The following is a 16,061-nucleotide window of genomic DNA, read 5'->3' as shown; positions in this document are numbered from 1 at the left end:
GAAGCCAGGGCCGTCAGGCCATCTCCAGCGCCCGCATCACGTCGGCCAGGATGTCTTCGCCATCCTCGATCCCCAGAGACAGCCGCACCAGCCCCGGCGTGATCCCCAGCGCCGCCTTCTTCTCGTCCGAGAGCCGCTGGTGCGTTGTCGTGGCCGGATGGGTGATGATGCTCTTGGCATCGCCGAGGTTGTTGGAAATCACCACGACCTCCAGCGCGTCGAGAAACCGGAAGGCCGCCTCCTTGCCGCCCCTGATCTCGAAGCTCACCATGGTGCCCGGCTTCTCCATCTGCGCCAGCGCAAGGTTGTGCTGCGGATGGTCCGGCAGGCCGGGGTAGAGCACCGCCGCCACCTTCTCATGCCCCACCAGGGCGCGCGCCACCTTGTCGGCGTTCTCCGCCTGTGCGCGGCAGCGCAGGTCCAGCGTTTCCAGCCCCTTCAGCAGCACCCAGGCGTTGAACGGGCTCATCGCCCCGCCGGTGTGCTTGAGGTAGGGCTCCAGCGTTTTGCGGATGAAGTCCCGCCTGCCCAGCACCACGCCGCCCAGCACCCGGCCCTGCCCGTCGATATGCTTGGTGGCGGAGTAGACGATCACATCCGCCCCCAGTTCCAGCGACCGCTGAAAGATCGGAGTGGCAAAGACGTTGTCCACCACCACCAGCGCGCCAACCGCATGGGCCAGCTCGGAGACGCCCCTGATATCAATGACTTCCAGCGTCGGGTTCGAGAGCGCCTCGAAGAACACCAGCTTCGTGTCGGGCCGGATTGCCGCCTTCCAGGCCGAAAGATCGGTGCCGTCGACAAAGTCGACCTCGACGCCGAAGCGCACCAGGATCTCGCTCAGGATGTACTCGCAGGAGCCAAAGAGCGCCCGCGAGGCCACCACGTGATCGCCCGCCTTCAGCGGTGCCACCAGCGCCGCGTTCACCGCCGCCATGCCGGAAGCCGTGGCAAAGGCATCCTCCGCGCCTTCCAGCAGCGCGATCCGCTCCTCGAACATCCGCACCGTCGGGTTGCCGTAGCGGGCATAGATGAATTCGTCCTCGCCCAGCGCCTCGAACCGCCCCTCGGCCTGCGCCGCGGTCTCGTAGACAAAGCCCTGGGTAAGAAAGATGGCCTCGCTCACCTCGCCGTACTGCGAGCGCCGCGTGCCACCGTGAACGAGATTGGTCCGGGTCTTCTGGCCCGATTTCTGGCCCGATTTCTGGTCAGACATGATTGGCCTCCTTCGCCAAACAAAAAGCCCTCACCGCTGCCAAGCGACGAGGGGCTCCCTCTGCCTGACCTCTTTAGCGGAAGTGTTTAGAGTGGCCCGCAATCCGGTGAACAAATCGCCACTTGTGCCGCTCAATTACGCCCGCACAGGGCAACGGTCAATCCCTCGCCCCATAAAGCCGCCGCCGATTTTTCTGCGACAGAGCCCGCAGCCCCGCGCGTTCAACCCTCCACAAGCGCAACCCGAGCAGGAGGAAACCCCATGACCCGCGCCACCACCCCCGCCCTCACCGGCCTCGCCATCCTCGCCAGCACCATCGCCCTCTCCGCGCCGCTCTCCGCCGCGCCCGACGCGCGGGGATGCTTCGGCAAGGAGAGCCGCGCCTGCGTGCAGAAGCGCCGCCAGGACGCCCGCGAGGAGCGCCGCGAAGACCGGCAGGAGGCCCGCCGCGACGAGCGCCGCGAGGATCGGCAGGAGGCCCGCTCCCAGGCCCGTCGCCTCAGCGCCCACGAACTCCGCCGCCTGCCCAAACCGGCCCGCGGGCAGGAATACCGGGTAATCGACAACCGCGTCGTCCGGATCGACAGCGACACCGCCCAGGTCGTCGCCGTCCTCGGCCTGCTCTCGGCAGTCCTCGACTAAGAGGGTTAGGGCGGCCCCGCATCTCCGGGCGGGGCCGCCGGCTCCACGGCGCCGCGCCGCTCCAGCCAGTGCGCGCCCAGCACGCAGGCCATCGCCCAGGCCGCCCCGGCGAGCCACCCGGCCAGCACATCCGTCGGCCAGTGCACGCCCAGGTAGACCCGGCTCACCCCCACCAGCACTGTCAGCGCCACGGCGAGGCCCAGCGCGTAGGCCTTCAGCGCGCGGCTCGGCATGACCCGCGCCACCAGCACGCCAAGGGTGAGGTAGGTCACGGCCGCCATCATCGAATGGCCCGAGGGGAAGGAGGAGGTGATCACCTCCACCCCATGCGGCACCACCTCGGGGCGCGGGCGGTCGAAGGCCAGCTTGGCCCCCTGCGACAGCACGATGCCGCCGCCCACCGAGGCCAGCAGGAAGGCCACCGTGCCCCAGGCCCGCCGGATCACGAAAAACCCGGCCACCGCAAAGGTGAAGCACGACAGCACCAGCACGCCGCCCAGCGCGGTCACGTCGCGCCCCATCACCTCCACCCAGCCCGGCCCGATCGGGTCGGCGAGGTCGCCCGGCGTGCGAAACATCATCAGGAGCGCCTCGTCGAGGCTGCGGGTCTCGCCCTCCAGCACCTCGTCGGCCAGCTCGGCAAAGGCCCAGCCGCCCGCCACCACCAGCACCAGCCCGGCCAGCACCCGCAGCTCCACGTTTCGCTTCAGCCAGCCGAGGGCCCGCAGATGTGCCGTCATGTCAAATCCCATGTCTTCCGAACGCCGCCATGCCCTGCCCGTTCCCGGCCCGCGTGGCGGCCAAGACACCTTAGCGCCCTGTCACACCGCTGTAACCGGCGCTTAATGCAGACGTAGTAATCCTCAGGCACCAAGCCACCAGATCTGGCGGCCCCGCGCCGCGGCCCGAGCCCGTGGGGATGGTCCCGATGCCTCTGACCCATGCCAATGCCGACGGCAACCGCCTGGCCGACCCCGCCGGCACCGTCTCCCGCCTCCGCTCCGCGCTGGCCGAGACCGCGCCCGATGCGCCGCTGGCCATCATGGTCCACGGTCTCTCCTATTCGCCCGGCCAGCCCGCCCGCTGCCCGCACCGCAAACTCTACGGGCCCACCTGCCCCGAGGCCTGGGGCCGCCGCCTCGGCACGGGCACGGCCGGATCGCCGGTGGCGCTGGGCTTCGGCTGGGAGAGCCGCGGCTCGATCTGGCGCGCCTACGGCCGGGCGCCCGAGGCGGGCCGGGCGCTGGCCGAGTTGGTCGAGGTTGCCGCCGCGCTGGCGCCCTCCCGCCGCATCACCCTGATCGCCCATTCGCTCGGCGCCCGCGTCGCGCTTCAGGCCCTGCGCCACCTCGCCCCCGGCACCGCCCACCGCGCCATCCTGCTGGCCGCCTGCGAGTTTCGCGCGCCCGCCGCCCATGCGCTCGACTGCGCCGCCGGCGCGGCGCTCGACGTGCTCAACGTCACCGCCCGCCAGAACCGCGCCTTCGACCTGCTGATGGAGTACGGCTTCGCCCCCGGACGGCGCGGATGCACCACCCTCGCCCGCGGCATGGCCGGCCGCGCCCGCTGGTGCGACCTCGACCTCTCCTGCGCCGAAGCCCGCGCCACGCTCTCGCGGCTCGGCCACCCCGTCGCCGCGCCCCAGGCCTGGGTCTGCCACGGCGCCACCTACCTCACCCCCGGCCTGTTTTCGCTCTACCGCGCGGCGCTCTCCGATGCCTCGCTGCTGCCGCGCCTGCGCGCCGCCCTGCCCGCCCCCGCGCCGCGCCGCATGGCGGCAAATCTCGTCCGTCTCGCCACTTTCGCCTTGCCCGCCGGAAACCGTACGCCATCTTGACCCCTGACCCACTCAGGAGAACCCCATGGCACCGATCGACCTCTACTACTGGCCCACCCCCAACGGCTGGAAGGTTTCCATCGCGCTCGAGGAGATGGGCCTGCCCTACGAGACGCATCTGGTGAACATCGGCGCGGGCGACCAGTTCAAGCCCGAGTTCCTCGCCATCTCTCCCAACAACCGCATGCCCGCCATCGTCGACCATGACGGGCCGGGCGACCAGCCGATCTCGGTTTTCGAGAGCGCCGCGATCCTGATGTATCTCGCCCGCAAGACCGGCCGCTTCTACGGCGCCACCGAACGCGAGCGCATCGCGGTGGAGGAATGGCTGATGTGGCAGATGGGCGGCCTCGGCCCGATGGCCGGCCAAGCCCACCACTTCCTCAAATACGCCCCCTCGATGGACCCGCCCAACGACCTGCCCTACGCAAAAGACCGCTACCGCAACGAGGTCAACCGCCTCCACGGCGTGCTGAACAAGCGCCTGGCGCAAAACGAATACGTCGCCGGCTCCGACTACTCCATCGCCGACATGGCAATCTGGCCCTGGGCGATCCTCTGGGAAGGCCAGCAGCAGGACATCTCCGACAAGCCCCACTTCTCCCGCTGGCTTGACCTCGTGGGCAGCCGACCCGCGGTGCAGAAGGGCAAGGCCCTGGCCGCCGACAAGCGGGCCAATCTGCAAGACGACAAGGACGCACAGAAGGTGTTGTTCGGGAAGCGGGAGTAATCTCGGGTTTAATTCCGAGCGGTCATATCATTCTCGATTGCTCTGCCCTACTATTCCTGCATTGTGAGTATGACTCTATGGTTGAGAGACAATGAATGTGCGATCACTAGTACTGACAGCTCTAACAATGTGCCTCTTGGGCCACGCGGTGCCTGCCGAGACAGATTGTACGAAGTGGCCGGAGTTTACCGCGCCGGAACCGTATCTGAAGCCCCAATCTGTATCGATGAATCAGATACAAAACTACCTGAACGCATCGGAAAGCTCCGAAGGGGTTATCTTTGACGTCGAACGGAAAGGTCGCGAACTCTGGCTCGACATCGTGTATGTTCCTGCAGATGCGACTGTCATTGTTGGCGTTCGAAGCATCTTCCAAATCGGCAGGCTCATTGACGGCGACTTTGATTCGATTGTTTTTTCTGACGATGGGCAAGGCCTTTATGCGCTTCCCGAACCGATGCTCCGCGAGTTGGGCTGCCAATTCATCTGGGGACGTGAAGGTGGGCAGAACCCGATCTATTTGATAAGGGTCTTTTTCCAGAACCTACGGGACTTCGAGAATGGCAAATTGGCCGTCTCAGGCTTCAACGGAAGCCTTCTGGGAGATACCGGACGGGCAATGAGCTACCATAACGAGGTATTCGCACCAAAGTGGATCCTCACCGCCCTCGAATAGAACAAACGCCAGTCAACTATTCTCCAAACGACATAAATCCCTATAAGGATCGAAAACCGTCTTCATGCCAGTAAGATCGAATACCGCCGTTACGGGCCCTTCTCTATAGGGTTGAATCCGCGCCGTGAGCTTATCGACAGTCATCATGCGTGTCAGGAAGGCTTGTAATCTTCCGCCCGGAACGAAGGTTGCTGTTTCGTCGACAGCCGAAGCCCAGTTTGAGGTTTCAGGTTCGTCATCCCCGAAGCGCACGGTGACCGTGGTATTGTCAGAAAGATACTCGTTCCAAGCAATGTAGGCGTCAATCGAGTTGCTCTTGCACCTTACAAAAAGTATAGGATCCCTTCCGGCGGACGGATAGTCCGACGTCACATAAGCAGTGAAAACAGCCTCATCTGTCAGCGGGTCCGAAGAAGATTGATAATTCCATTTCCCCGTCCCGTCTGCCACGGTTGGCTTGGTAGGTATTTCTACTGGTCGGCCCTCACGATCGACATCCGCGAATGAGGACGCTGCAGCATCATAGCAGTTCAGACGCGCGACCTCATTCTTGATACTAACACAGCGAGCAATGGAGTCTTGGGCAGAAGCGCTCTTGGCGCAACACATACCAATTCCCACCGAGGCAAGTAATAAAGCTAGTCGAAGCAAACTGTTTCTCCCAAGAACGCCATCATGGACTAAATCAGATAAGCAGGAAGATGTCCCAGTGTTAAGGGCTTTCATCCCATGCGTCTCTCTTCTCGGCGCCGTTTTCCTCAAGTAGCGTATCGTTCGCCATCACAAAGACAAGGAGCGCTACCGGCAGGGCAATGAGCTTCATCTTCCGTCGATACCTGTCTGTGCATCCTCACCCAACCAAAACCTCCCAAACCAGCTTCCCCGACACCACCGCCAGCGCCACCTCCACCAGCAGGTAAAACGCCTTCTCCGGCAGCCAGCGCGCCACCCGTGAGCCGCTCCACGCTCCGGCCAGGGCAAAGGGCGCCAGCCAGACCGCATCGCCCAGGCTCGCGCCGGTGATCTGCCCGGCCATGATGTAGGGCGGCACCTTCAGCAGGTTGACGACCGAAAAGAAGATCGTGACCGTGCCGAGATACACCATCTTGTCCAGCTTCTGCGGCAGCACATAGGCCTGAAACGGCGGCCCGCCGGCATGGGAGATGTAGCTTGTGAACCCCGCCAACGTGCCCCAGAACACGCCGCGCGGCACGTCCGCCTCGCGCGGCGCGGGCGCCTGCCGCGCAAACCGGCCTTTCACCGATCCGAAGAGATAGTAAAACCCGATGCCCGCCACCAGCAGCTTGATTGCATCACCGGGCACCAGCGACACTGCAAAGAAGGCCGCCACGATCCCCGCCACCGCCCCCGGCAGCATGATCTTCAAGAGCCGCGCCGAGAACGCCCGGCGAAACAGGTAAACCGCGTACCAGTCGGCCACGATGTAGAGCGGCAGCAGCAGCCCCGCCGCCAGCGCCGGGTCCATGAACAGCGACATCATCGGCACCGAGAGCATCGCCAGCATCGGCACCCCGCCCTTCGACAGCCCCATCATGAAGGCCGCGAGCGCGGCCACGATCCAGAACTCCATGAAATGCCCTGCCCCGACTATCCGCTACAGGCCCGACCGGCCAAACTCACTTGCCGCCCCGCTCGCCCTCGGTCCCGTATTTCTCGATCAGCGGATATTGCGTCATCATGAAGGCAAAGAGCGCCGCCGGCAGGCCAAATGTCTTGACCGTCACCCAGACCCCCGAACTCAGCGCAAAGGCCACCACCGCATTGGCCACCGCCAGCACGGCAAAGAAGATCACGAACCGCCGGGTCAGGATCATCCAGCCCTCGTGGGTCATCGGCAGCAGGCCTTCCATCAGCCGGGCGAGGTAGCTCTGCCCGCGCAGCAGGCCGATGCCGAGAATGCCGGCGAAGAGCGCGTAAAGGATCGTCGGTTTCAGCTTCAGGAAGAGGTCGTTGTCGAGCACCACCGTCAGCCCGCCCATGAAGACCACGAGCACCAGCGTCATCACCTGCATGCGGCTGAGCGCGCCGGTCAGCGCCCAGAGCGCCCCCATGCAGATCACCATGGCGAGCACGAACCAGAAGGTGATGTAGGTGAAGGTCTTCACCTCGTGGCCGAAGAGCATGTAGCTCTCCCCCTTCAGCAGGAAGAAGGCCACGAAGAAGCCCAGCACCGGGCCGAACTCCAGCGCCGTCTTCACCCATCCGGGCACGTTCTTCTCTGCCATGCTCATCTCCGTTTCAACCTGCCATCTCAACTATCACCGCACCCGCCGCGATCAAGGCCATAAGGGCCAAACGTCGCGGCCCGACCCGTTCACCCAGCAGCAGCCACCCGATCAGCGCGGCAAAGACGGTGGAGGTCTCGCGCAGCACCGCCGCCTCGCCCACCTTGTCGAGCCGGGTCGCCAGCATGATCGCGCCGAAGGAGAAAAAGGCCACCACGCCGCCGATCATCCCCCGCGCCATCAGCGGCCCGAGCGCGGGCGGCTCGGCCATCCGGCGATAGCGCAGCATCGCCACCCAGGGCGCAAATCCCAGCCCGTCGATGAAGAAGAACCAGGCCAGAAAGGTGAAGGGGTCCGCCGTGGCGCGGATGCCATAGGCGTCATAGGTGGTGTAGAGCGCCACGAAGAGCCCGGTCAGCACGGCGAAGCCGAGGGCGGCCACCATGGTCTCGCGCTGCAGGGTGACGGTCCGCAGGTTGTAGACCGCGAGCCCGTAGATCCCCGCCAGCAGCACCGCCACCCCGGCCCATTGCCCGCCGGTGAACCGCTCGCCAAAGACCAGCCCGGCGCCGATCACCGCAAAGAGCGGCCCGGTGCCCCGCACCACCGGGTAGACCACCGTATAGGCGCCACGGGTATAGGTCATCGCCTGGCAGATCTTGTAGGCTACGTGGATCACGTAGGCCCCGGCAAAGATCACCCACATGTGCGGCTCGGGCCAGGGCACCACGAAAAGCGCGAAAGGCGCGGCCATCGCGCCATAGCAGAAGTCGATCGCCCCCCGGCTCATCCACGGATCATGCCGCCCCTTCTGCAACGCCCCGAAGACCGCATGCAGAAAGGCCGCCATCAGCGCCAGCCCCAGCGCCGCCACATGCCCGGCCTCGGTGCCTTCCAGGGAGGTGATCCACGAACTCATGCTGAGGGCATATATTTGCTTTGCGGGATGGTCCAGCCGTCAGCGCCGCATCGGGCAGGTGCATCACTCGGCGTGAACCTACCGCCCCACCGCCAACCGCTTCTCCACCCGCCGCAGCACGAGCGACAGGCTCACCGTCATCACCAGGTAGAGCAGCGCCACCACGTTGTAGGTCTCGAAATACCTGAAGTTCCCCGCCGCCGTGACCTTGCCGAGCTGGGTGATGTCGGTCACGCCGAGCACCGACACCAGGCTCGAATCCTTGATCATGGCGATGAAGTCATTGCCCAGCGGCGGCAGGATCACCCGAAAGGCCTGCGGCAGTCGCACCAGCCGGAACCTCTGCCAGGGGCTCAGCCCCAGCGCCTCCGCCGCCTCGATCTGCCCCTCCGGCACCGAGAGGAGCCCGGCCCGGAACACCTCGGCGATGAAGGCCGAGTAGCCGATGGTCAGCGCGATGATCGCCCGCCAGAGCAGCGAAAAATCCCGCGTCCGGATGCCCTCGCCCCCCAGCGAGGTCAGCACCCAGTTCACCGCTACCACCAGCGCCGGCGCCAGCACGAAGGCCACGTAGAGCAGCAGCACCAGGATCGGCACGCCCCGCACGATCTCCACGTAGAGCCGCGCCGCCTGCCGCGCCACCAGCCAGCGCGACATCGAGGCCATCGCCAGCACCAGCCCCAGCAGGGTCGCCAGCGAAAAGGCCACCAGCGTCACGAAAACCGTGATCGCCACGCCCTTGCTCAGGGTCTCCAGCACCTGCGCATAGAGATCATCCGCGACGACCTGCGCAAACAGCACCGCCCCCGTGGCGGCCAGGATCACCAGCCACCACGGAAAGTCCTTCTCGCCGGGCCGCTCCCTCACTCGCCGAGCTTGGTGTCGAGAAACCACTTCTTGTTCAGCGCATCCAGCGTGCCGTCCGCGGCCATCGAGGCGATCGCCGCGTTGATCGGCGCAACGAGGTCGGAGCCTTTCGGAAAGATGAAGCCAAAGTCCTCTGTCCCCAGCTTCTCGCCCACCACCTTCAGCGCCCCGTCCGAGGCCGCCACGTAGCCCTCGGCGGCCACGCCGTCGGTCAGCACCAGGTCCACGTCGCCCGCCCTGAGCGCCTGCACGCCCGCCCCGAAGGTCTCGAAGAGCTTCACCCGCGGGTTGGCCTCGTTGCCATCCAGCACGTCGTAGACCGCAACGTAAAACGGCGTGGTGCCGGGCTGGGCGGCCACCAGCAGGTCGTCGTCGGCGGCAAAGCTCGCCGCATCGGCGAACCGCGCCTCGTCGCCCCGCACCAGCATCGACATCTCGCTGCGCATGTAGGCATCGGAGAAATCCACCATCTCCCTGCGGTCGTCCCGGATGGTGATCCCGGTCATTCCGAGGTCGTACTGCCCTTCCGAGACGGCGGGGATCATCGCGTCCCAGCTGATGTTCTCGTAGGCGACCGTCATGTTGATCCGCGCGGCGATCTCGGCCATCGCGTCATACTCCCAGCCCACCGCCTCGCCGTCCTTCATGTACTGCAACGGCGGATAGGCGTTCTCGGTGACCACGGTGATCTCCCGGCCCTGAAGGTCCGGCAGGTCCTGAGCAAGCGCAGGCGTCACGAAGAGCGAGGCAAAGACGGCGGCGGCGGCGAATTTCATGGCAGGCGACTCCTGATGAGGTTTTGCCGCTCAGCCTACTGCGCTTGCGCCCGCCATGAAAACCGCGATCTTTGCGCCGTTCACTCGCCGGCCTGCCCCTCGGCCGCCGGTGGCTCGAACCACGCCTGCAAGGCCCCGCCCGCCAGTGCCGGCCCCAGCGCGCCCTCGCCCCGGAGCGCGGCGAGGAGCGGTGCAACCTCCAGGGGCGCCCCGGTCCTCAGCACCAGGGTCAACCCGCCCGCATCGGGCCCGGCCTGCGCCAGCCAGCCTGCCAGCGCCACCCGGCTCTCGCGCGGGGCCACCTCCTCCGGCAGTGCCTCCAGCCCTGTCGCGAGCGCCCCGCTCCAGGCCTCCGGAGACTCCCGCGCCAGCAGCGGCAGCACCAGCGCGTCAAAGGCCCCGCGTCCCTCCGCACGCATGTGCAAGGCGTCCACCGCAAGGTCCGCCAGGCGCAGGGCCCCGCGCAGCGAAAGCAGGGTCGCATCCGCCGGGCCCCGCACTTCGCCCTCGGCGATCACCAGCCGCCCCTTCGCCCTGTCCCAGCCGACCTGCGCCCCGAAGTCCCAGGCGCGCCCGGCCCCGAGCGGCGAAAGCCCCTCGGCCTGCACGACCAGGATGCCAGGATCCTGCGCCGCGCCCCGCACCCAGGCCTCCAGCGTCACCCCCTCCACCGAGATCCGCTCGGCCGTCAGCACCAGCGGCGCGGAATCGAAACGGATCGTCGCATCCGTGGCCGTGCAGCCCTGCATCGCGTCGTCAAAACGGCTCTGCGGACCAAATTCCACCTCCACGCCCCGCACATCGGCCCAGACCGTCACCATGTCGACGATCTCGCTGCAAGCCACCTGCGCCGCACCCGGCCCGGCCCAGATCCAGATGCAGCACACCGCCGCCGCCCATGGCCTCACCCGCTTCACCACCCCTGCCCTCCGCCTCGTCGCGCACACCCGGCACCCTGCCGCCTCGCCCCCCGGCCCGCAAGCGCCCACCGGAACCGTCCCGGTCGACCGGGGTTGTCATGTCAACCGACACGGGGAGACCAGCGTGGAAACCATCGCCGCCGATTTCACCGGCACCTTCGCCGCGGTGCCCTGGCCCGTCGCCCTCGTGCGGCTGCTCGCCGCGGCGGTGCTGGGCGGGCTCATCGGGCTCGAGCGCGAGTGGCGCGACAAGCCCGCGGGCCTGCGCACCCATATCCTCATCGCCCTGGCCGCCTGCCTCTTCATCGTCATCAGCCAGCAGCTCTCCGAACTCAGCTTCGGCCCGCAGGAAAACATGCGCGTCGATCCGCTGCGCCTGATCGAGGCGGTGACGGCGGGCGTGGCCTTCCTCGCGGCGGGGATCATCTTCACCAAGGGCGACACGGTGCGCAACACCACCACCGGCGCCTCCATGTGGCTCGCCGGCGGCGTCGGCCTCGCCTGCGGCGCGGGCCAGCTGCCCCTCGCCGCCATGGCCACGGCGATCACCATCAGCGTGCTCTGGCTGCTGAAGGTGCTGATGCGCCTGGGCGGCGAGGGTTGATCCGCCTGGCCCAAGGGCCTACATGAGCCCTGCGGGACGACCCGCGCTTCCCCCAAAACTCGGGACGACCCGTGCAGCACGGAGTCCTCCATGCCCTGGGTCGCCCTCCTCCTCGCCGGTCTGCTCGAAGTCCTCTGGGCCTACTCGATGAAAAAGTCGCAAGGCTTCACCCTGCCCGGCCCCAGCCTCGTCACCCTCGTCACCATGATCGCCAGCTTCGCCCTGCTGGCCTGGGCCATGCGCAGCCTGCCGCTGGGCACCGCCTACGCAATCTGGACGGGCATCGGCGCCACGGGCAGCTTCGCCCTGGGCATCCTCGTGCTGGGCGAGCCCGCCTCGCCCGCGCGCCTCGCCGCCATCGGGCTGATCGTGGGCGGCATCGTCCTTCTGCGGCTGGCCGGATAGCTAGGGCGCCCGGTCGCCCGCGTAGTCCACCGCAACGCTGACGCCCGCCAGCACCGCTGCCAGCCCCTCGGGCGTGGCGGCGGCGCCCAGGGCCAGCGGCCCCGCCTGCGCCATCCCCAGCCCCGGCTCCGCCGCGACCTGCACCAGGAGCCGCCCCACCGGATGCGGCAGGTCCTCGAGCAGAGCCAGTGCCGCCTCCCGCGACGCCTCGTCGAGCAGCACCTCGGGAAGCCCCGCCACCACCGCCCGCGCCGCCTGCTTCAGCTCCGCCACCCGCGCCTCCGGCTCCTCTGCCCCCTCAAGCAGCAACGGCCCGATCGGCAGCATGAAAACGCTTTCGAACAGCCCGTGGGTCACCAACTCCAGCTCGAGCGCCGTGACCCCGGCAAAGGGCGCCGAGCGCTCCGTCGAAACCCGGTCGGTCAGGTCGATCCCCTCGACCCGCGCCGAGAGCCGCACCCCGTTGTCCCAGGGAAAATCCGCCGAGGCCTCCTCCAGCACCAGCGCCTTCGCCTCCCGGTCCCAATGCGCCCGAAGCACCAGCCCGATGCCGCCATCGGCCTTCATCTGCTCGGTCATCAGCCAGCGCATGCCCGCATCCAGCCCACCCGTGTAGGCAAAATGCGCGCCCTCGATCTCCAGCTCCACCGCCAGCGGCGGAAGCCCGTGCTCCAGCCGCTCCGCGCCGCCGATCCGCAGCCGCGCCCGGTCGAGCCCGTAATCCATGTAGCCGTTCGGCCCCTTCAGGCGCAGCCCCGCGTAGCGGCACCAGCCGTCCTCCGGTGCCAGCACCGCGGCCTCGATCACCGCGCCCATCTGCACCATGTCGGCCCGCTTCAGCAGCGCCTCGCACTGGGCGCGGTCCATCGTGTCGTACTCCTGCGCCGCCGCCAGCCCCGGCAGCAGGCAGGCCAGCGCCGCCGCGCGGATCACGCGCCCGACCCGGCGCCGGTCAGCGCCTCGGCAAACTCGCGCGGGTCGAAGGCGTCGAGATCGTCGATCTGCTCGCCCACGCCAATGGCATGGATCGGCAGGCCGAACCTGTCGGCCAGCGCCACCAGCACGCCGCCCTTGGCGGTGCCGTCGAGCTTGGTCATCACCAGCCCCGAGACATCGGCCATCTTCTGGAAGGTCTCCACCTGGCTGAGCGCGTTCTGCCCGGTCGTGGCATCCAGCACCAGCAGCGTGTTGTGCGGCGCGTCCGGGTCCTTCTTGCGGATGACGCGCACGATCTTGGAGAGCTCCTCCATCAGGTCGGCCCTGTTCTGGAGCCGGCCCGCGGTGTCGATCATCAGCAGGTCCGCCCCATCCGCCTGCGCCTTCGTCATCGCGTCGAAGGCCAGGCTCGCCGGGTCGCTGCCCTCCGGCGCCGTCATCACCGGCACGCCCGCCCGCTCGCCCCAGACCTGCAACTGCTCCACCGCCGCTGCCCGGAAGGTATCGCCCGCCGCGATCACCACCTTCTTGCCCGCCGCGCGAAACTGCGAGGCCAGCTTGCCGATCGTCGTGGTCTTGCCAGAGCCGTTCACCCCCACCACCAGCACCACCTGCGGGCGGGTGGGATAAAGCGGCATGGGGCGGGCCACGGGCTCCATGATCCGGGTGATCTCATCGGCCAGGAACTGCTTGATCTCGGCGGTCGAGACCTTCCGGCCATAGCGCCCCTCGGCCATGTTCGCGGTGACCCGCAGCGCGGTGTCCACCCCCATGTCGGAGGCAATCAACAGCTCCTCGAGGCTCTCCACCATGTCGTCGTCGAGCACCCGGCGCACCACCGTGGCCTCGCCCCGCCCCAGCATCCGGCCAATGAAGCCGGCCCGCTTCGGCGCGGCCTCCTCCCCGGCGCGCGGCGCAGGCGGCACCGGGATCGGCGGCACGTCGGGCTCGGGCTGCGGCACCTCCGGCTCGGGCAGGTCGGGCTCGGGTATCTCCGGCCCGGGCCCAGGCGCAGGCGGCACCTCGGGCGCGGGCTCAGGCGCGGGCGGGAGGTCAGGCTCGGGCACCTCGGGCTCGGGCACCGGCGGCAGCTCGGGCTCCGGCGCGGGCACCTCCGGCGCAGCCGGCACCGGCTCGGATGACGCCCCCTCCGGCGCCCCCACCCCTGCCGTCACCAACATGCCGGCCTCGACGGCCTCCACCTCCTCGACCGCCTCCGCCTCGCCGCCATCGGCAACGATCGCTTCCAGCCCCTCGTCCAGCTTCGAGCTGGATTTGAACAGCTTGTCCTTGAGCTTCCTGAAAAACGCCATCCGCCCCTCTCCTGCTTGCCCTCCTGACCTAATCCCTCGGCCCCCGACATGGAAGGCCCCACCCGCCCTCGCGCCGGCCCGCGCTCCCTGCTCCGACCAACGCACGCCGCCTCGGCCACCGGCGCGATGCCCACCACCTGCACGCGTCCCACCACCGGCATAGCTCACCGCACCGGCACGCCCCTCCACAAGCACCCCGCGCGCCACCGGCCCCCCCCCACCAACGCGCAGGCTCCGCACCGCGGCGCAGGGGGGTGGCGCGGGGTGGGCGGGTGGGAGCGCCACCCCCCTGCGCCGCCCGCCACCCGATCCCGCCCCGACCAACCGCCCCACCCGCGCCACATCGCCCCCTTCCTTCTGCCCCCCGCCGCTCCTATCCTTGCGCAAACCCGGAGACCTCATGCCCCCCGCCGTCCTCTTCGCCGCCATCACCCTCGCCCCGGTCGCGCTGCTCGCGGCGGGCGGTATCGCGGGCGGCTGGTGGATCATCGCCGCCGCCCTCTACCTCACCCTCTTCTCCGCCGTGACCGACCAGGTGCTGCGCCGCCTCGGCACCCGGCCTACCGGCACGACCGAGCCGGGCCGCTGGGCCGACGCGCTCTCGGCCAGCCTCGCCCTCGCCCATTTCGGCCTGCTCGCCCTCGGCATCGCCGCCGTCTCCGGCGCCACCGGCCTCGCCCCCTGGGAGCGCGTGCTGGCCTTCCTCGCCTTCGGCCTCTTCATGGGCCAGGTTTCCAATTCCAACGCCCACGAGCTGATCCACCGCAGCTCCCGCCTGCCGCGCGCGCTCGGGCGCTGGGTCTATGTCTCGCTGCTCTTCGGCCACCACGCCTCGGCCCACCCCAAGGTGCACCACCGCTTCGTCGCCACCTCTGACGACCCGAACTCCGCCCGCCTGGACGAGAGCTACTACCGCTTCGCGCTGCGCGCCTGGTCCGGCAGCTTCCGCGCCGGGCTGGCCGCCGAGCGCGAGATGCTCGCCCGTGCCGGCAAGCCCCGCTGGCAAAACCCCTACCTCGAGTACATCGCCGGTGCCGCCGCCCTGCTCACCCTCTCCGCCCTCGCCTTCGGCCCCGCCGGGCTTACCGCCCATGCGGGCCTCGCCGCCTACGCCACCGCGCAGCTGCTGATGTCGGATTACGTCCAGCACTACGGCCTCAGCCGTGCCAAGCTGCCGGGCGGCAGGTACGAGCCCGTCACCGACGCCCATAGCTGGAACGCCCCCCACGTCTTTTCCTCGCTGATGATGCTCCACGCGCCGCGCCATTCCGACCACCACGCCCACCCCGCCACGCCCTACCCGGCGCTCACCCTGCCCTCCGGCGCGCCGATGCTGCCCGCGCCCCTGCCCAGCATGGCCACGCTGGCGCTGATGCCCCGGCTCTGGCGGCGGGTGATGAACCCCCGCGTCGCCCGCCTGCGCGCCAGAACGCCCACGCAGGCGGCAGCACCGGCGGCGGAGAGCCAGATCGCGCGGGCGTGACAGGCCCGGCCCTTTCGCCACCCGCCCGCATCTGCCATGCTGCGGCAAAACCACAGGCCCCCGGACCCCATGCGCTCTCTCCTCCTCGCCACGGCCCTCGCCGCCGCCACTCCCGCCGTCGCCGCCGAGCCGATGTCGGCCTCCGAGTTCGACGCCTACACCCAGGGCCGCACGCTCTATTACAACAACCACGGTCAGGCCTACGGCGTGGAAGAATACCTGCCCGGCAACCGCGTCCGCTGGTCGTTTCTCGACGGGCAATGCAAGGAGGGCTACTGGTACGAGGCCGAGCAGTTCATCTGCTTCGTCTACGAGGACCAGCCCGGCTCGCCGCAATGCTGGACCTTCTGGAACGAGCCCGGCGGCATGCGCGCGCTCTTCGAGGATGACCCCTCCCAGACCGAGCTCTACGAGGTCACCGACGCCGACGAGCCGATGCTCTGCCTCGGCCCCGATGTGGGCGTCTGAGCCCTAGGCCGGGCAATCTGCCC

Annotated in this window: 19 protein-coding genes and 1 riboswitch; of the genes, 8 read left to right on the top strand and 11 right to left on the bottom strand. The window is 68.3% G+C overall.

Annotation, left to right across the window (positions count from 1 at the left end; genetic code table 11):
- Positions 1–13: 13 nt before the first annotated feature.
- A complete protein-coding gene (gene metZ / locus BUR94_RS04035) occupies positions 14–1,216 on the bottom strand; it encodes an O-succinylhomoserine sulfhydrylase (protein WP_074254959.1) in 1,203 nt (400 codons plus the stop codon).
- A 52-nt stretch (positions 1,217–1,268) separates the two neighbouring features.
- Positions 1,269–1,348: riboswitch (SAM riboswitch) on the bottom strand.
- 129 nt (positions 1,349–1,477) lie between these two features.
- Between metZ and BUR94_RS04030 the strand changes: the two genes are divergently transcribed.
- A complete protein-coding gene (locus tag BUR94_RS04030) occupies positions 1,478–1,858 on the top strand; it encodes an RcnB family protein (RefSeq protein ID WP_074254958.1) in 381 nt (126 codons plus the stop codon).
- Between the two features lie 5 nt (positions 1,859–1,863).
- Here BUR94_RS04030 and BUR94_RS04025 read toward each other — a convergent pair whose 3' ends face one another.
- A complete protein-coding gene (locus BUR94_RS04025) occupies positions 1,864–2,598 on the bottom strand; it encodes a phosphatase PAP2 family protein (RefSeq protein ID WP_245794368.1) in 735 nt (244 codons plus the stop codon).
- A 188-nt stretch (positions 2,599–2,786) separates the two neighbouring features.
- Here BUR94_RS04025 and BUR94_RS04020 point away from each other — a divergent pair, with 188 nt between their 5' ends.
- The 3 genes from BUR94_RS04020 (at position 2,787) to BUR94_RS04010 (ending at position 5,101) form a co-directional block, all read left to right on the top strand.
- Positions 2,787–3,695: an alpha/beta hydrolase gene (locus BUR94_RS04020; protein WP_074254956.1), complete on the top strand. Its 909-nt coding sequence runs from the start codon at positions 2,787–2,789 to the stop codon at positions 3,693–3,695.
- Positions 3,696–3,720: 25 nt separating this feature from the next.
- Positions 3,721–4,425, top strand: coding sequence for a glutathione S-transferase N-terminal domain-containing protein (locus BUR94_RS04015; protein ID WP_074254955.1), 705 nt, complete (start codon positions 3,721–3,723; stop codon positions 4,423–4,425).
- 148 nt (positions 4,426–4,573) lie between these two features.
- Complete coding sequence (locus BUR94_RS04010) at positions 4,574–5,101, top strand: hypothetical protein (RefSeq protein WP_139301216.1); 528 nt, start codon at positions 4,574–4,576, stop codon at positions 5,099–5,101.
- 12 nt (positions 5,102–5,113) lie between these two features.
- Here BUR94_RS04010 and BUR94_RS04005 read toward each other — a convergent pair whose 3' ends face one another.
- From BUR94_RS04005 to BUR94_RS03975, 7 genes are all read right to left on the bottom strand, one after another.
- Positions 5,114–5,827, bottom strand: a complete 714-nt coding sequence (locus BUR94_RS04005) for a type VI secretion system-associated protein TagO (RefSeq protein ID WP_084192903.1) — start codon at positions 5,825–5,827, stop codon at positions 5,114–5,116.
- A 124-nt stretch (positions 5,828–5,951) separates the two neighbouring features.
- A complete protein-coding gene (locus tag BUR94_RS04000; protein ID WP_074254952.1) occupies positions 5,952–6,692 on the bottom strand; it encodes a sulfite exporter TauE/SafE family protein in 741 nt (246 codons plus the stop codon).
- 46 nt (positions 6,693–6,738) lie between these two features.
- Positions 6,739–7,347, bottom strand: coding sequence for an inner membrane-spanning protein YciB (locus BUR94_RS03995; RefSeq protein WP_074257571.1), 609 nt, complete (start codon positions 7,345–7,347; stop codon positions 6,739–6,741).
- A 13-nt stretch (positions 7,348–7,360) separates the two neighbouring features.
- Entirely contained in the window at positions 7,361–8,266 is a 906-nt protein-coding gene (locus BUR94_RS03990) for a DMT family transporter (RefSeq protein WP_074254951.1), read from the bottom strand.
- Between the two features lie 78 nt (positions 8,267–8,344).
- Entirely contained in the window at positions 8,345–9,133 is a 789-nt protein-coding gene (locus BUR94_RS03985; protein WP_074254950.1) for an amino acid ABC transporter permease, read from the bottom strand.
- The gene (locus BUR94_RS03980; RefSeq protein WP_074254949.1) at positions 9,130–9,909 is read right to left on the bottom strand and encodes a transporter substrate-binding domain-containing protein; all 780 of its coding nucleotides are present in this window, start codon (positions 9,907–9,909) and stop codon (positions 9,130–9,132) included. Before BUR94_RS03980 ends, BUR94_RS03985 begins: the two co-directional genes overlap by 4 nt.
- An 80-nt stretch (positions 9,910–9,989) precedes the next feature.
- A complete protein-coding gene (locus tag BUR94_RS03975; protein WP_139301215.1) occupies positions 9,990–10,754 on the bottom strand; it encodes a serine/threonine-protein kinase in 765 nt (254 codons plus the stop codon).
- Here BUR94_RS03975 and BUR94_RS03970 point away from each other — a divergent pair.
- Positions 10,729–11,433 (top strand): MgtC/SapB family protein, encoded by a 705-nt coding sequence (locus tag BUR94_RS03970; protein ID WP_342745198.1) that lies wholly within the window; start codon positions 10,729–10,731, stop codon positions 11,431–11,433. The two genes, BUR94_RS03975 and BUR94_RS03970, sit on opposite strands and share 26 nt — an antisense overlap.
- A 90-nt stretch (positions 11,434–11,523) precedes the next feature.
- Complete coding sequence (locus BUR94_RS03965; protein ID WP_074254946.1) at positions 11,524–11,838, top strand: DMT family transporter; 315 nt, start codon at positions 11,524–11,526, stop codon at positions 11,836–11,838.
- Here the strand turns inward: BUR94_RS03965 and BUR94_RS03960 are convergent, their stop codons facing one another.
- Complete coding sequence (locus BUR94_RS03960) at positions 11,839–12,771, bottom strand: hypothetical protein (protein ID WP_074254945.1); 933 nt, start codon at positions 12,769–12,771, stop codon at positions 11,839–11,841.
- On the bottom strand, positions 12,768–14,087 hold the full coding sequence (gene ftsY / locus BUR94_RS03955) for a signal recognition particle-docking protein FtsY (RefSeq protein ID WP_074254944.1): 1,320 nt from the start codon (positions 14,085–14,087) through the stop codon (positions 12,768–12,770). Before ftsY ends, BUR94_RS03960 begins: the two co-directional genes overlap by 4 nt.
- A 400-nt stretch (positions 14,088–14,487) precedes the next feature.
- Here ftsY and BUR94_RS03950 point away from each other — a divergent pair, with 400 nt between their 5' ends.
- Together BUR94_RS03950 and BUR94_RS03945 are read left to right on the top strand one after the other, a co-directional pair.
- On the top strand, positions 14,488–15,570 hold the full coding sequence (locus BUR94_RS03950; protein ID WP_074254943.1) for an alkane 1-monooxygenase: 1,083 nt from the start codon (positions 14,488–14,490) through the stop codon (positions 15,568–15,570).
- Positions 15,571–15,639: 69 nt separating this feature from the next.
- Complete coding sequence (locus tag BUR94_RS03945; RefSeq protein ID WP_074254942.1) at positions 15,640–16,038, top strand: hypothetical protein; 399 nt, start codon at positions 15,640–15,642, stop codon at positions 16,036–16,038.
- Positions 16,039–16,061: the final 23 nt, after the last annotated feature.

This window comes from Vannielia litorea (assembly GCF_900142295.1).
In the GTDB taxonomy this organism is placed as follows: Bacteria; Pseudomonadota; Alphaproteobacteria; order Rhodobacterales; family Rhodobacteraceae; genus Vannielia; species Vannielia litorea.
Note: the sequence above shows the minus strand (reverse complement) of the source record. Positions and strands in the feature narration are given on the sequence as shown.

Coding starts and splice junctions, on each gene's coding strand:
- BUR94_RS04025 (WP_245794368.1), bottom strand. CDS start 2,598: ATGACGGCACATCTGCGGGCCCTCGGCTGGCTGAAGCGAAACGTGGAG.
- BUR94_RS03970 (WP_342745198.1), top strand. CDS start 10,729: ATGTCGACGATCTCGCTGCAAGCCACCTGCGCCGCACCCGGCCCGGCC.
- BUR94_RS03950 (WP_074254943.1), top strand. CDS start 14,488: ATGCCCCCCGCCGTCCTCTTCGCCGCCATCACCCTCGCCCCGGTCGCG.
- BUR94_RS04005 (WP_084192903.1), bottom strand. CDS start 5,827: ATGAAAGCCCTTAACACTGGGACATCTTCCTGCTTATCTGATTTAGTC.
- BUR94_RS04020 (WP_074254956.1), top strand. CDS start 2,787: ATGCCTCTGACCCATGCCAATGCCGACGGCAACCGCCTGGCCGACCCC.
- BUR94_RS04000 (WP_074254952.1), bottom strand. CDS start 6,692: ATGGAGTTCTGGATCGTGGCCGCGCTCGCGGCCTTCATGATGGGGCTG.
- BUR94_RS03990 (WP_074254951.1), bottom strand. CDS start 8,266: ATGAGTTCGTGGATCACCTCCCTGGAAGGCACCGAGGCCGGGCATGTG.
- BUR94_RS04030 (WP_074254958.1), top strand. CDS start 1,478: ATGACCCGCGCCACCACCCCCGCCCTCACCGGCCTCGCCATCCTCGCC.
- BUR94_RS03995 (WP_074257571.1), bottom strand. CDS start 7,347: ATGGCAGAGAAGAACGTGCCCGGATGGGTGAAGACGGCGCTGGAGTTC.
- BUR94_RS04015 (WP_074254955.1), top strand. CDS start 3,721: ATGGCACCGATCGACCTCTACTACTGGCCCACCCCCAACGGCTGGAAG.
- BUR94_RS03965 (WP_074254946.1), top strand. CDS start 11,524: ATGCCCTGGGTCGCCCTCCTCCTCGCCGGTCTGCTCGAAGTCCTCTGG.
- ftsY (WP_074254944.1), bottom strand. CDS start 14,087: ATGGCGTTTTTCAGGAAGCTCAAGGACAAGCTGTTCAAATCCAGCTCG.
- metZ (WP_074254959.1), bottom strand. CDS start 1,216: ATGTCTGACCAGAAATCGGGCCAGAAATCGGGCCAGAAGACCCGGACC.
- BUR94_RS03980 (WP_074254949.1), bottom strand. CDS start 9,909: ATGAAATTCGCCGCCGCCGCCGTCTTTGCCTCGCTCTTCGTGACGCCT.
- BUR94_RS03945 (WP_074254942.1), top strand. CDS start 15,640: ATGCGCTCTCTCCTCCTCGCCACGGCCCTCGCCGCCGCCACTCCCGCC.